The organism is Allobaculum stercoricanis DSM 13633 (assembly GCF_000384195.1).
Lineage (GTDB): Bacteria > Bacillota_I > Bacilli_A > Erysipelotrichales > Erysipelotrichaceae > Allobaculum > Allobaculum stercoricanis.
Genome location: NZ_KB913034.1, coordinates 675,176 through 689,184 on the forward strand (window position 1 = coordinate 675,176; position 14,009 = coordinate 689,184).

The 14,009-nt window shown below is 38.4% G+C and carries 12 protein-coding genes; 10 read left to right on the forward strand and 2 right to left on the reverse strand.

From position 1 onward, the window contains the following. The first annotated feature begins 721 nt into the window (after positions 1-721). The 3 genes from rlmD to ALLST_RS0103225 all read left to right on the forward strand — a co-directional run bounded on the left by rlmD (position 722) and on the right by ALLST_RS0103225 (position 4,910). Positions 722-1,891, forward strand: a complete 1,170-nt coding sequence (gene rlmD / locus ALLST_RS0103210; RefSeq protein ID WP_019892615.1) for a 23S rRNA (uracil(1939)-C(5))-methyltransferase RlmD — start codon at positions 722-724, stop codon at positions 1,889-1,891. Between the two features lie 214 nt (positions 1,892-2,105). Continuing rightward, positions 2,106-2,915, forward strand: a complete 810-nt coding sequence (locus ALLST_RS09915) for a Fic family protein (RefSeq protein WP_156816555.1) — start codon at positions 2,106-2,108, stop codon at positions 2,913-2,915. A 774-nt stretch (positions 2,916-3,689) separates the two neighbouring features. Beyond that, positions 3,690-4,910, forward strand: a complete 1,221-nt coding sequence (locus ALLST_RS0103225; protein ID WP_002584949.1) for a Mef(A)/Tet(V) family efflux MFS transporter — start codon at positions 3,690-3,692, stop codon at positions 4,908-4,910. 80 nt (positions 4,911-4,990) lie between these two features. On the opposite strand, the gene ALLST_RS0103230 is transcribed toward ALLST_RS0103225, so the two are convergent. Further along, the gene (locus ALLST_RS0103230; protein WP_002575858.1) at positions 4,991-5,791 is read right to left on the reverse strand and encodes a helix-turn-helix domain-containing protein; all 801 of its coding nucleotides are present in this window, start codon (positions 5,789-5,791) and stop codon (positions 4,991-4,993) included. A gap of 268 nt (positions 5,792-6,059) precedes the next feature. Between ALLST_RS0103230 and ALLST_RS0103235 the strand changes: the two genes are divergently transcribed. From ALLST_RS0103235 to ALLST_RS0103250, 4 genes are all read left to right on the forward strand, one after another. Beyond that, positions 6,060-6,356 (forward strand): hypothetical protein, encoded by a 297-nt coding sequence (locus ALLST_RS0103235; RefSeq protein ID WP_083922001.1) that lies wholly within the window; start codon positions 6,060-6,062, stop codon positions 6,354-6,356. Between the two features lie 400 nt (positions 6,357-6,756). Then, a complete protein-coding gene (locus tag ALLST_RS0103240) occupies positions 6,757-9,378 on the forward strand; it encodes a PRD domain-containing protein (protein WP_019892620.1) in 2,622 nt (873 codons plus the stop codon). 82 nt (positions 9,379-9,460) lie between these two features. Further along, positions 9,461-10,186 (forward strand): transposase, encoded by a 726-nt coding sequence (locus tag ALLST_RS0103245; protein WP_019892621.1) that lies wholly within the window; start codon positions 9,461-9,463, stop codon positions 10,184-10,186. Continuing rightward, a complete protein-coding gene (locus ALLST_RS0103250) occupies positions 10,186-11,154 on the forward strand; it encodes an IS3 family transposase (protein ID WP_019892623.1) in 969 nt (322 codons plus the stop codon). The genes ALLST_RS0103245 and ALLST_RS0103250 overlap by 1 nt, the downstream gene beginning before the upstream one ends. An 80-nt stretch (positions 11,155-11,234) precedes the next feature. Here ALLST_RS0103250 and ALLST_RS09925 read toward each other — a convergent pair whose 3' ends face one another. Continuing rightward, positions 11,235-11,747 (reverse strand): DUF3284 domain-containing protein, encoded by a 513-nt coding sequence (locus ALLST_RS09925; RefSeq protein WP_019892625.1) that lies wholly within the window; start codon positions 11,745-11,747, stop codon positions 11,235-11,237. A 294-nt stretch (positions 11,748-12,041) separates the two neighbouring features. Here ALLST_RS09925 and ALLST_RS0103260 point away from each other — a divergent pair, with 294 nt between their 5' ends. The 3 genes from ALLST_RS0103260 to ALLST_RS0103270 are packed head-to-tail and all read left to right on the forward strand — an operon-like array spanning position 12,042 to position 13,998. Then, on the forward strand, positions 12,042-12,362 hold the full coding sequence (locus ALLST_RS0103260; protein ID WP_019892627.1) for a PTS lactose/cellobiose transporter subunit IIA: 321 nt from the start codon (positions 12,042-12,044) through the stop codon (positions 12,360-12,362). Positions 12,363-12,376: 14 nt separating this feature from the next. Further along, complete coding sequence (locus ALLST_RS0103265; protein WP_019892628.1) at positions 12,377-12,676, forward strand: PTS sugar transporter subunit IIB; 300 nt, start codon at positions 12,377-12,379, stop codon at positions 12,674-12,676. Positions 12,677-12,696: 20 nt separating this feature from the next. Further along, a complete protein-coding gene (locus tag ALLST_RS0103270) occupies positions 12,697-13,998 on the forward strand; it encodes a PTS sugar transporter subunit IIC (protein ID WP_019892629.1) in 1,302 nt (433 codons plus the stop codon). The last annotated feature ends 11 nt before the right edge of the window (positions 13,999-14,009 follow it).

Sequence of the window (14,009 nt, forward strand, 5' to 3'; positions counted from 1 at the left end):
CAGACTGATTGTCGAGAAAAGTGCTAGATGGACAAAAACAAATCATTTTGAAATCGGGTTTTGCATAAAAATCTAGTTTGAATCTAGATCATTGGTGTCGATCTTTAAGACTTCAAATCTAGAAAGAATATAGGAAAGATCAATCGCAAGTATGATCGGCTTAATCCGATCAATACATTCGATTTTTCGTTGGGGTTAAAATTGAAAAAGACAAACAAAAAGGGAAAATGATGAATAGCTCTGTGATATTCAATATCCAAGAGATCAGTAAAATGGATGTTCATCCACAAAGAAATATTCAATCATTTACAAAGAAAAATATTTGTGAGTCAATTGAACCCCAATCAACACAAATGTCGCATCCGGAGCTGGATCATCATTATTTAACATTGGGGTCACCTCACTTTCGTTCTCTATTATAGACTAAATAGGGTAAAATCGATGTGATAATCTCCCCATAAATTGAAAAATTTTTGTAAAAAATATCGATTGTTTGGCAACGAAAAAAACACCTATATATATGGATCAGCACATTTTACAATGAAGTGAGAAACATTCATTCCGAATCGAAATGGATTTCGTTATAATGCTAACATTGCGCAAAAATGAGAATGTGCAAAAATAAACTTGAACCGATCAAGGGACAAGGTTGAAACAAAAAGGATTTGAATGGCCAATGACCATTCACTTTAAACAATAGAAAATCTGGAGGTAAATAAATATGAAATGTCCAGTAGGAAAATTATGCGGAGGATGCGAATATCTTCCAATTGAATATGCAAAACAAGGAGCACTCAAACATCAAGCAGTTTGTGATTTGCTAGAACAAAATAAATTACATTTGAATGTTAATCCAGTTCACATGGCAAAATCTCCTGTTAGCTATCGCAACAAAGTGATTTATGGCTTTGCTAAAGATCGCAATAAGAAAGTTTATAGCGGATTATATGTCCCAAAATCCCATCGTGTGATCAACTCAAAAGGCTGCAAGATGCAACCTAGAATTGTGAATGAAATCCTCGACGAAATCACAACTTTAGTCGACTCGATGAAAATCCAGTTATATTCTCCAAAAACAGGAACTGGATTATTAAGACATGTCATGATTCGTTATGCTAAGGCAACGGATCAAGTGATGGTTGTCTTTGTCACAGCCGCAAGAGAATTTCCATCACGCAAAAATTTGGTCAATGCTTTACGCCAAAAATTCCCACAGATCAAAACAATTGTTCAAAATGTCAATTCTCGCGATACATCCATCGTTATGCAAGATCAAACTTTGTTGTTATATGGTGATGGCAAAATTACCGATGAACTTTGTGGCATGAAAATCACATTCGATTCTTCATCGTTCTACCAAATCCATCATGACCAATGCGAAGTGCTCTATAACTTAGCTAAAGAAATGTTGGATTTAAAACCAACAGATGAAGTTCTCGATACGTATTGTGGTGTAGGAACAATTGGTTTATCTTTAGCAGACGCTTGTAAACAAGTGACTGGTGTCGAAATTAATAAACAGGCCATTGAAAATGCGCGCTTTAACGCAAAACAAAACCATATTAAAAATATTCGCTTTTTAGCGATGGATTCGACTCGCTTTATGCAAGAAGCAGCGCGCAACCATAAACCATATAATGCGATTATCCTTGACCCACCACGCGCTGGGACAAGTATGGAATTTATTAAATCCGCTTGTTCTTTAAAACCAGAAAAGATTCTGTATATTTCTTGTGATCCAAAAACGCAAGCTCGTGACTTACGACAATTTGCGCAAAATGGATATCGTGGTCAAGTGATGGAACTTGTGGATATGTTCCCTTATACAAAACATGTGGAAAGCTTAGTGCTTTTGACTCCATATAAACCGAAAAATAAAAAACGTAGATAAGTAAATGTTAAAAAGAGATGTAGGCTTTGGCTTACATCTCTTTTTAAGTGAAGCGAAAAGTACGTTCAATATGATAAATTATTGATACTTTATATAGGACATGTATTCATGCAGGTAAGTTTTGAATAAGATTTCTATAAGCGCAAAGAAATTGAAAAAGAGTAGAAAGATAATCGTTTATAAATATTTGTAACAGGCAGTGAGGTGATACGTTGTGAATAGAGATCCGTTTGAAGAATATATGAAAGAATCAGAGCCGGGAAAACGGGACAAGGGTTATGCGTGGCATACGGCTATTGGCTTGCAGGCAGTTGACGGACTCAAAACGTCAAACTATTTAGTACAGACGGCTGTTCGCAATATTGAAGGAGAAATTACCTTTGAGCAAGCCAAAGCGCTTTTGCAAAGTTATTATGAGCAGAATCCGGTTTCTGATTTAAATGATCGCACCGAGGAAGCGGATAAAGTCGCTGCTCGAATTGCGAGACTACTTTCAGAAAAAGCGTTCAGCTTTACACCAAATGAGTATCTTTCCATTCACAGGAAGTTGTTTACTGGAATTTATTCTCATGCTGGATGTATTCGAGACTATAACATTACGAAAAAAGAATGGGTATTAAATGTCGCAACCGTACTATATGGAAGTGCTACGGAGTTACAGGCAACGCTTGATTACGATTTTTCACAGGAAAAGATGTTTTCCTATAAGAATTTGACGATGAATGAAATGATTCATCACCTTGCACTATTTGTGTCTAGACTATGGCAGATTCACGTGTTTGGTGAAGGAAATACGCGAACGACAGCAGTGTTTTTTATCAAGTATTTACGGACACTAGGTTTCGAAGTGACCAATGATATTTTTGCCAAGAACGCCTGGTATTTTAGAAATGCATTGGTTCGGGCAAACTATAATGATTTAAAAAACGGTATTCACGAAACGACAGAGTACCTTGAGTTGTTTTTACATAATCTTAGGTCAGTTTACAAGGAACTACACGCAGACCGTGAAACGGGCTGCTGACAACAAACGGCGCTATGCTCCCGGCTGGGTGCATAGCACCTGTTTGTTGCGGGGGTTTCCAAAGGGGGCAGCGCCCCATTTGGCACACGACTTTGCGGAGCAAAGTGTAGTGTGTTATACGCTCTGTCGGCGTTGCCCTGAAAATACCGTTGCCGCCGGGGAGGGCAAGGGCATTTGACGCGGCAGGAAAGCAGGGCTTTGTTTGGGGCTGGTAAGCCGGAAACAAAGGGCTGATTTCAGCAGCAGACAGGGCGTATTATGAAAGCCCCCGTCCCTCGTCCTCCGCCCCCGGCCTATGGGACAAAAAGTCCCAAAGCTCTGGACACCGTGACCAGATGTGTGGCCACACTCCGGGAAAAGTAGCAGGACGGCAGGAAACCGTCAAGGCTGAAATGAATGGGCTGACGCCTGGCTTTGCTACTGCCCGTAAGAGATGGAAAAACAAGATGGAAAACAAGATTAAAAATGGTTGACAAGTCTATCGGATGTGTGTTATACTGTGCGACAGTTTGAGATTGGAAGGAGGCTTACGTGTGTTAATTTGTGTACGCTAATAAGCAATAAAAAGTAGAAGTACCTTTCCACATGATGGTGGGCTTTTTTTGCGTGCGTATGCAAAGGAACACGTAGGTTTGACACGAGCAGTCTTTGAACTGTATCGTGGTGTTTTTTCGTGCTTTGTTGTTATGCAGGCGTCTGCCCTCTCTGTGGGACAACGCCTGCTTTTTATTGCAGAAACAAAGGAACAATGCAATAAAAAAGGAGGTTCGCATTATGACCCAAAACAACAATTCATGGAGAAAAACTTATTTTACACTTCTTGCCGGACAAGCAATATCCTTTATTAGCAGCGGTATTTTGCAAATGGCCATTATCTTTTATTTGGTTGCGAAAACTAATTCTGCAATCATATTGACGGCGGCAACACTGATTGGATTTTTGCCGCAAGCCTGTTTAGGCCCGTTTGCAGGTGCTTTTGTTGACCGGCACAGCCGTAAAAGCGTAATGATTGGTGCGGATTTGATAATTGCCGCCGCTGGCGGTATTCTGGCGCTGGTGGCGTTTTACATGGAATTGCCCGTATGGTCTATTATGGTTGTCCTGTTAATCCGAAGTGCGGGAACTGCTTTTCATTCTCCAGCATTCAGCGCAGCAACACCTATGATTGTGCCAAAAGAGGAACTTACAAAATGCGCTGGTTACACGCAGACCATGCAAGCAGTAAGTGCGATTATCAGTCCAGCTGCCGCAGCGTTTTTATATGCTGTTTGGCCTCTTAATGCAATTATATTGTTAGATATTGTGGGTGCAATCCTTGCCTGTGTGACTGTTGCGATTTCGTCCATACCAACGCCTGAACTATGTCCAGAAACGAAAAGACAACAGTTTTTACAGGATATGAAAGAGGGGTATGTGGTATTAAAGCAAAACAGGGGCCTCTTTGCTCTGCTCTGGATTGGTGTAATTTATATGTTCTTTTATATGCCAATCAGTACGCTTTTTCCTCTCATCTGTATGTCATACTTCAAAGGAACACCGGCCCATGCCTCTGCCGCTGAAATTGCTTTTGCGGTTGGTATGCTGCTTGGCGGAGTCATTCTGAGCATTTGGGGCGGTTTTAAGAAACGGCGGTACACCATCGGTCTTTCCGTTCTCCTGATGGGCGTTAGCAATATGCTCTCCGGGCTTTTGCCGCCAGACGCATTTCTTGTCTTTGTTGTGTGCTGTACTGTTATGGGAATTTCCGCTCCATTTTACGGTGTGCAAAATGCGATTTTTCAAGAAACGGTCAAACCAGAATATCTGGGGAGAGTTTTTTCTCTACTGACAAGCGCCGCTTCCCTCGCCATGCCGTTTGGCCTTGTCATTTCCGGGCCTCTGGCGGAGCGGCTGGGAGTTGAGAAATGGTTTGTCATTTGCGGAATTGGCATTATCATCGTTGCGCTTGCCGTATTTTTACTACCCGGTTTGAGAGAGATTGACAATACGCAATAATCAACTGCACCTTTTTCTATTACTAAACAAAATGCCTGGATGGTGGTTCTGAAAAACCAGAACCGCCGTTCAGGCATTTTTTATCTTCGTCCTCTCTGCGGTTTTGGATTCTTCAGCAAGTCGGATTTTTCCGCAATCTTTTTCAGCCACTTCCGTTCTTCTACTGACAGCTTCCTAAAATTCAGCTTGAGCCGTTTGCAGATAAACGCCAAGTACGCTTGTTCCGTGTCGCTGTCCTGGCTGACGATTTCACCAGCAGTTTCCAGCATTTCTTTTAGCGGGTTATCCTCTGGGACGCTGAAAAAATCGTCCTTGTGTGTTTCCCGCAGAGCAAGGGCAATCCCGTTTATGTCCCGTTGTATCACATAGCGGCAAAACTCGTCCTCATCAATATGGGCGGTGATAAGCTGTCTTAACTGCGTATCACTCATGCCAGGATTATGCTTTTTTATAACAGTTGCGCTCATCGTGTCCACTATGGCGTTTGCACCCTGCGCCTGTTTCAGTGCCGTTCCGTTCACATAGATTTCAAGGTCAGCCATCAGCCGGGGGAAATCCGGGTGCGCCGCCAGCTCACACAGCAGGGTATTGTCTATCCTCCCGCTTTTCAGCAGGTCAATCATTTCATCACTCAAACGCAGGTCTGCAAGATCGGCGTTTGGGTGATTTTTCATTTCAGACAGCCCCAGCAGATAATCAGCGGTCACACCGTAAAACTTCGCCAGCCGGATAAGGGCATAGTGGCTGATGTCCTTGAAGTCTTCCGTTTCGTAACTGCCCAGCGCAGACTTGGAAAGCCCGGTCTGCTCCGCAAGCTGCCCCAGCGTCAAGCCACGCTCCACACGTAGGTCTTTTAATCGCTCTTGTATGGATAAAGACATATTCACCCTCCTTGCTAGCTCAACGAAAGAGAAGCCGTTATGCTATGTACTATGCTCATAGCATAACGGCATAGGCATTTACAGTTTTATTTTACCATTTGCTACATCTTCACGAAATTTATCAACAAGCTTCGCTGTCAGCTTGGATTTACCGTAGTGTTCAAGTACAAAAGTACGATAACTTCTTTTAGACGAAACAAATCCACTACATAACCGGACAATGCATATCAGTAGAATTTTCAAAGAACGAGAAAAAGTGAACATTGATATGGAAAAAGCGAACATTGGGTTGAAAAAAACGAATCTTGGAGAAGAAAAAGCGAACATTGAATCTGTGTTCACAGCAAAAACCGCTTCACATATTGATACGTTACAAAAAGCATTGAAAGCACAGTTGTTCTTTGGAAGATCAGATGTTCAACGCTTGCTCAACTTAAAGCCGACAAGATGTTCAGAACTTTTACGTGAAATGGCAGAGCATGGAATCATTGAACCAGTGTCAGGACATGGAAAAGGTAAGTATCGATTTCGATATCAAGAAAATAGAGACAAGATAGAGCAATAATTGACTTGTTATAAAGAAGGTCAGAGGTTAAATAAAAGTTAGTGTTTCTTACTTTATGTAAACCTAAAAATAAAAAACGCAGACAAGCAAATGTTAAAAAGAGATGTAGGTTAGGCTTACATCTTTTTTTCTAGGAAAAACAATGCGATGTTTATGATGAAGTAACAATAAAATTTTTTTATAGGCAAAGGTAAACAATCCAATGATTCAGAACATTTTATGTGAGCGAAATTTCTGTTTTAGCACTATGGGATGTTAGAATGAAAACGATTTCCTTTTTTTGCATGAGTGAGTGGATTTTCTCGTTTGTCGGCCTTGTTTTTCAAAAAGACAAGCCGGTGGTCCGTTTGAAAATTGTAAACTTGTGACAAAATGCGAGTATTGAGTGAAGGTGACATAAATGAAAACGATGAAGGATATTGTATTCGAATTTATCCAACGAGAAATGTTGTCGAATGGAACAAGTAAAGAAGGCGTAACGACCAAAGAAATTGCAGAGGCTTTAAATTTACAACGATCCAATGTGTCTACACTTCTCAATGATTTGGTGAAAGAAGAAAAATTAGAAAAAACAGCTACCCGTCCTGTTCTCTATAAGATTCGCAATAATACAACATCGGATTATGGATTGTCGCAAATGAAATTCATCGGGATTGATGGAAGTTTATCGAAGGCAATTCAAATCGCAAAAGCAGCGATTTTGTATCCTAAACATAGCTTAAACGTTTTAGTTACGGCAAAGGCAGGGTGTGGGACGAGTTTCTTTTGCAATTTTATGTATATGTTTTGCAAAGAAGCTAAAATCATGCAAGCCGATGCACCTTTTATTAAGGTGAATTGTCGCCATTATCGAAATCATATGGATGAATTAGATAACCTTTTATTTGGCCAAGAGAAAGGCAAGTTGGATAACTGTTATTTCTCTATGGCCAAAGGGGGCATGTTATTTATTGATAATGCGGAATTACTGAATGCCCACCAACAAAGCTTAATCTTCGATTTTTTAGAAACTGGAATGATCTATAGTGCAGATCGAAAAGAGTATATGGATTGTAAAGATGTCTATCTTGTCCTTTCTTGCAATCCATCCCATGTTGGCCAATATAATCAACGCATTCCGATGATTATTGAATTACCACAATTAAAAGATCGTCCGCTAATCGAACGATTTGATTTTGTAAACTATTTTTTCTCCATTGAGGCTAACAATGCAAAACGCAATATTGAAATCTCGCAAGAAGTGATGCAGGCATTGTTATTAACAGAATATTCGCGAAACATCAAAGAATTAGAGATGGAAATTAAAAAAGCTTGTGCGACTGCTTGTGTCCGAGTGATGGATGTTCCTAATTCACCAATTGTTGTGGATTTACATGACTTCAATTCCAATATTCAAAAAAGCTTAGTCAAAATGCGGTTTCGTTCGCAAGACATTTTATCTCTAGTCGGTTCGCAAAATTGCTTTATTTATGATTGCAATGGAACATTCCAAAGCAATCATCATGATGAACTCTACAATGAGATGCATACGCAATATAAAGAATTATCGAATCGGGGAATTAATGCCAAAGCAATCCAAGATGTGATTAATAATCACGTAACAAATTTGTTTAAACAATATAACTATAATCATGGTTATGATGAATCGTATGACACGGAGCAGTTATCCAAGATTGTAGATTTTCGTATTATTGAACTCGTGCAAAAGTTTTCAGAAATGACGAAGACAGAATTAAAAATCATTTTAAAACCGAGCGTCTTTTATGGGCTTTGCTTGCATATGAATTCACTATTAAGTATCAAGTCTTCACACTCGCGAGTAGATAACGATCAACTTAACTTTATTGTTCAAAATTATCCAAAAGAATATGCATTATCCGCACAATTTGCTTTAGATTTTAAGGATATGTTTGGGATTGAACTGCCCCCTGAAGAAATTGCGATTATTACGATGTTTTTAGTCAAAACAAAAGATGAGATCGATAATGGACATCCTGTTTTACTCTATATTTTGCATGGTTCGGGAATTGCGGAAGCTTTAAAAGAAGTGACGATTAGTTTAACGCATTGCAATAATGTGTATAGCTATGATTTACATTTAGAAAAAGATAACTTGAAAGCAATGGACGAAATCCGCTCATTGATCTTAAAAATAGATGAAGGTCAAGGGGTGATTGTCATTTACGACATGGGTTCCATTCGAACAATGCTCGATACGATTTCCCAAGAAAACGATGTCAAAATTCGTTATATCCATATTCCAATCACCTTAATTGGGATCGATGTGGCTCGAAAATGCCTGCAAGAAGAAGATATTGATTATGTATACCATACGACTTTATTAGAGATGAAATCGCTCGATGATAATAAAAATTATAAACGAGAAGTCGTAATCACCTTATGTCAAACGGGTGATGGTGGGGCATTCCAGTTAAAACAATATATTGATCAATATTCTAAGTTAGGCTTCAAAACGATACCGCTAGCTATTTCTAAACGCGATGAATTGATTAAAAAAGTCATGGAGATCAAAAAAATCTATACGATTCATTGTTTTGTGGGAACATATAATCCTAACTTACTTGGAATTCCGTATATCTCCATTAATAAGGTGTTTGAAAATAGAGCAGAAGACATTGATCGCATCTTAATGTTTGAACCTCTTCAATCGAAATGTATGGGCTATTCTGGAATTTATTCATTTTTAGAAGAACAGTTTAAGTTTATCTCTGTCTCGAAATTAAAATCGATTTTGCCATCGATTGTCGACCAGCTAGATGTTGTTTATTCATTGAATTCAGAACAAAAAATTGGCTTATTTATCCATATCGCTTGTCTTTTAGAAAAGTGTAAGGAAGGAATTCATTTTGCGCTTGGCAAAGAAGAAAGACAATTGATTGATTTGTATGAAGACGACTATAAAACAATATCGAAAATTATTAAACCTTTAGAGAAAAGCTTTAAAGTCATCATTGATGATTCGCAGATTGCTTGTATCATTCGAATTGTCAACAAAATATAAAAAAAGCAGCGAATTGATAAGTTCCCTTTTAGTAGACACTCGAAATAACTCAATCGAGATGTCACTAAAAGGGAACTTTTTTATGTCTAGAAAAACAAAATATACTGCTGAACAAAAACTTTGGGCAGTTCATCAATACCTCAACCATATGATGTCTGCTTCATCTATTGCGTCAGCCCTCAATATGTCTGCGACAGGGCGCAATTTAATTTTCACTTGGGCTCGGCAATATAAATGTAATGGCGTCGACGCATTTAAAGCCAGACCATCTAATAGCTCATACACTAAAGAGTTCAAAGAACTTGTTTGCCAAGAATATCTAAGTGGGCAAGGTGGGTTAAAAACCCTTGCTACTCGTCATGGAATTCCATCTGATTCGATCGTTTTCAACTGGGTTAAGAAGTATACTAAAAAAACGAACGAACTGAAGGATTACACTCCTCAGCCGGAGGTATACGTGGCACCTAGAAAGAAAACAACTTTAGAAGAAAGACGCAAAATTGTTGCATGGTATTACGCTCATGGTTGTAGCTATAAAGAAACTGCTGCTCATTTTGAATGCAGCTATTCTCAAGTCAGAGATTGGGTTATCAAATTCAACGAGCAAGGTGAAGAAGGTCTGCTGGATCGACGAGGGAAAAGAGTCCCTAAAGAAGAACTCGATGAGAATGAACAGTTACGTAGAGAGTTGAAACGACTACAAGCGATTAATCGTCATCTTGAAATGGAGAATGAACTCTTAAAAAAAGCCGAAGCAACAGAAAGGAGATGGTGGAACGATATAGTCGAGTCAAACGAAATCAAATAATGCAAGAATGGAAAGAACATGACTATAAACTGATCGAACAATATCACGTTCAAAAAAATTGGCCGATTCGGGAAATGTGCCAAATTTTAAGTATTAGTCGTGCGGCTTACTATAAATGGCTTCATCGCAAGGAAAAAGGACCAAATCCATATGAAATCGAGCTGATCGAAAAAATCCAAGAACTCGCAAAGAAAAAGAAACGTTTATATGGATGTAGAAAAATGTCCAGAAAACTGAAGGACATCTATGGAATTGAAGTAGGTGTCAAGAAAGTGTATCGGATCATGGCGAGATTGAATCTTCTTTCTGTTTATCGTCCAAAGAAACATACTTGGATAAAATCTAATCCTGGACAAACTGCAGAAAATATTTTGAATAGAGATTTCGAAAGTACTGCACCGAATCAAAAATGGGTAACTGATATTACTGAAATCAAAGTACCGAAAACAAATCAAAAACTTTATCTTTCTTCGATTTTAGATTTGTATGATCGCAGCGTTATATCATGGAAAGTCAGTACGAAAAACAATTCCGTGCTTGTTGATGAAACATTAAGAGAAGCATTAGAGAAGAATCCAGGAGGATGCCAGCTATTCCATTCAGATAGAGGTTTTCAATATACGCGTCCCGTATTCTGTCATTGGCTAGAAGAAATGGGGATTCAACAATCTATGTCTCGGGTTGGAAGATGCATAGACAACGCAAGTATGGAAGGATTTCAAGGAATTGTAAAAGACATACTCTTTATTCTGCACCCAGAAATCAATTCAATAGAGAGTTGCATCCAAGCTGTATCAGAGACCATTGAATTTTATATGAATGAATATCCACAAGAACGTTTTCATGGAAAAACACCAGCCGTAGTGCGAGCAGAGGCATTCAAAACGGATCATCCAGCAGAATATCCAATTCAACCGAATTTGAGAATCCAGAAATTCTGGAAAAAAATCGAGCAAAAAAATTGGTAATGAATGGCTAGCCATTCATTACCAATACACAACTATATTTAGTTATTTCATAGTGTCTACTTTACAAGGACGCATCAAATTTAATTTTTGCTGCTTTTTTCATATTTCTGTTCAATTTTTTTACGGATTCCTTTAAGTGGTTCAATCGGTTGCATCGGTTTAACAGGTGCTCGACCTTCCCGCAGGGCAATGATTTCATCTTGGATTCCATACAGTGTTTGTGACATACGCCCAAAAGTAACCCAATCGTGCCATGTTCGAGATAAGAAGTTTTTTTGATCTCTTACATCGTCATAACCACTCATAAACTGTTCAAATATAATTTCAAGTCCTTCCTCAGTTTGTTTTGTCGTATAGGTTACGGTGACATAGTCCGTTAAAGATCGAGCGGTTGTTGAATAAATCGAACCACGTACATAGTCATTGATGATGATTTTCGTTCTTAATTCTTTCTTTTCGTATGTGAATCCTTTTTTGATCTGTTTTGGAGAAACTTTTTTATTTGTTGTTCTATGAATATCTTCGCATAAATTTTTTTCGAGATAATCATAAAATTCGTCTTCGGTGATTTCAAATGTTCTAATTAGCTTCATGTCTGTATTTTATCAAACTAAACCATCGTGGCTAGCCAACTGAATGGATTCTAAAGGAAACGGGCAAAGCTATACATAAGATTATGGATTAGACACTAGGGCGTTTTTAATGAAAAAAAGCTATACACAATGGATAACTTTTAAAAGAAAACGCGAAAAACCGGGAAAAAAGGGCAATATACACAAAAAATTAGTGTATAGACACCGGACATTTGAGTAATGAAAGCGGTTTGACTGTTATTTGTGTATGAAATAAAGTGCAATCAGATAAACCAAGAAAGGAGATGAGTGCTGATGGATAATAAAGAAGAACAACCGATCGAAATGGTCTCATTTGAAATTATTGCGAATGCCGGTGAGGCTAGATCGCTTGCTTTTCAGGCATTAGATGAAGCCAAACAAGGGCACTTTGATGTTGCAGATGAACTGATGAAAAAGTCAGATGAATCTGCCACTTTAGCCCATAAAGCGCAAACAGACTTATTGTTTGCTGAAATGAATGGCAAAAAGACGCCAGTCGATGTACTGCTCGTCCATTCACAAGATCATTTGATGACAAGCATGTTAGCCTCAGAACTGATCAAAGAAATCATTGAATTATACAAAAACAAATAGGGGGAAAAGTTGAAATGAAAATCTTATTAGTATGTGCCGGTGGAATGTCAACAGGTTTATTAATGAAAAAAATGGAAGCTTATTGGAAAGAAAATAATCAAGATCATTCTATCAATGCAGTTGGATTAAGCGAATACAAAGATGTTTATAAAGATTACGACATCGTCATGGTTGGTCCACAAGTTGGTTATCGTTTGAAAAATATCAAAGCTGACACTGGATTACCTGCTGAAGTCATTCCTTCATATGACTATGCAATTGCCAATTGTCCAAACATCATGAAAATCGCAAATAAACTTTATTCACAAAAATAATTAGAGAAAGAGGAAAGAAAATGGATGGGATTTTTAATAATCCAATTATGATTAAACTTCAAGAGTTTGGTCAAAAATTGGGATCGAATAAATTTATGGCTGCTTTACAAGGCGCAATGATGTCTTGTATGGCACCAATCATGGTCGGAGCAATCTTCTCGATCATCTGTGCTGTAGGACCAATGTTTGGTTGGTTTGAAAATGGAGATGCAATTTACAATATTTTATATGCACCATACCATTTCACAATGGATTTACTTTCCTTGTGGGTTGTTACACTGATGGCCTTCCAATATGCCAAAGCAATTGGACTAAAATCGCCAGTGATGTCCGCTGTGCAAACAACAATCGTATTTGCACTAATCGCTTCTAGCTGGGGTGTTAACGAAGCTGGAGCAAGTGCTATTGATGTTACATATTTAGGATCTTCTGGTATGTTCGTCGGATTCATTATCGTATTTGTCGTTTGCCAAATCGAAAAATTCTGCGTTGATCATAATGTACGAATCAAAATGCCAGATGTATGTCCACCTTCATTAGTGAATGGCTTTACAGCAATTCTGCCTTTAGCATTTGCAATCATCTTAGTGTATGGATTACAAATTCTCATTTCTACTGTATCCGGTGGTACTTTAGGAATTTGTTCTGGATTTATGGCATTACTTTCTGCGCCATTAGGTGCATTAACTTCCGTTCCAGGTATGTTTATCTTATGTACTTTCGCTGCAATCTTATGGTGCTTTGGTATTCATGGAACAATGATCATCATGTCCGTTTTAATGCCATTGATGATTCAAGCAACTACAGCAAATGCAACAGCATATGCTACAGGTGGTGTTGACGCGTTAGTGTTCTATCCAGTTCTGTTATTCGGTGCAATGGGTATGTGCGGTGGATCCGGAAATACTTTGATGCTTGCAGTATTTGGATTAAGAGCAAAATCTGAACAAATCCGTGCGGTTTCTAAAATTTCTTTAGTTCCAGGATGGTTTGGTATCAATGAACCAATGACATTTGGTATGCCAATTATGTATAACCCAATCTTATGTATCCCTTATATCTTGTCGATTATCGTTGTCATGATCTGCATGCTGATTGGTTATAACACAGGCTTCTTAATTCCAGGTTTCGTTCCAATTATGAGTTTAATGCCTATGGGATTTGCTCGATTCTTTGGAACATTAAGTCTTAGAAACGCACTCTTTGAATATTTAATGTTAATTCCAACAGGTCTTGTTTGGTATCCATTCTTCAAAATTTATGACAATCAATTAGCGAAGAAAGAAGCTGAACAAAAAGCATTAGAAGAAGCAGGCGAGTAATTGGAGTCAAT

Excerpts from the sequence above, each read along its gene's own strand:
- ALLST_RS09925 (WP_019892625.1), bottom strand. The coding sequence starts at position 11,747 with ATGAAGCTAATTAGAACATTTGAAATCACCGAAGACGAATTTTATGAT.
- ALLST_RS0103240 (WP_019892620.1), top strand. The coding sequence starts at position 6,757 with ATGAAAACGATGAAGGATATTGTATTCGAATTTATCCAACGAGAAATG.
- ALLST_RS0103225 (WP_002584949.1), top strand. The coding sequence starts at position 3,690 with ATGACCCAAAACAACAATTCATGGAGAAAAACTTATTTTACACTTCTT.
- ALLST_RS0103270 (WP_019892629.1), top strand. The coding sequence starts at position 12,697 with ATGGATGGGATTTTTAATAATCCAATTATGATTAAACTTCAAGAGTTT.
- ALLST_RS0103250 (WP_019892623.1), top strand. The coding sequence starts at position 10,186 with ATGCAAGAATGGAAAGAACATGACTATAAACTGATCGAACAATATCAC.
- ALLST_RS0103235 (WP_083922001.1), top strand. The coding sequence starts at position 6,060 with ATGGAAAAAGCGAACATTGGGTTGAAAAAAACGAATCTTGGAGAAGAA.
- ALLST_RS0103260 (WP_019892627.1), top strand. The coding sequence starts at position 12,042 with ATGGATAATAAAGAAGAACAACCGATCGAAATGGTCTCATTTGAAATT.
- ALLST_RS0103230 (WP_002575858.1), bottom strand. The coding sequence starts at position 5,791 with ATGTCTTTATCCATACAAGAGCGATTAAAAGACCTACGTGTGGAGCGT.
- ALLST_RS0103245 (WP_019892621.1), top strand. The coding sequence starts at position 9,461 with ATGTCTAGAAAAACAAAATATACTGCTGAACAAAAACTTTGGGCAGTT.
- ALLST_RS0103265 (WP_019892628.1), top strand. The coding sequence starts at position 12,377 with ATGAAAATCTTATTAGTATGTGCCGGTGGAATGTCAACAGGTTTATTA.
- rlmD (WP_019892615.1), top strand. The coding sequence starts at position 722 with ATGAAATGTCCAGTAGGAAAATTATGCGGAGGATGCGAATATCTTCCA.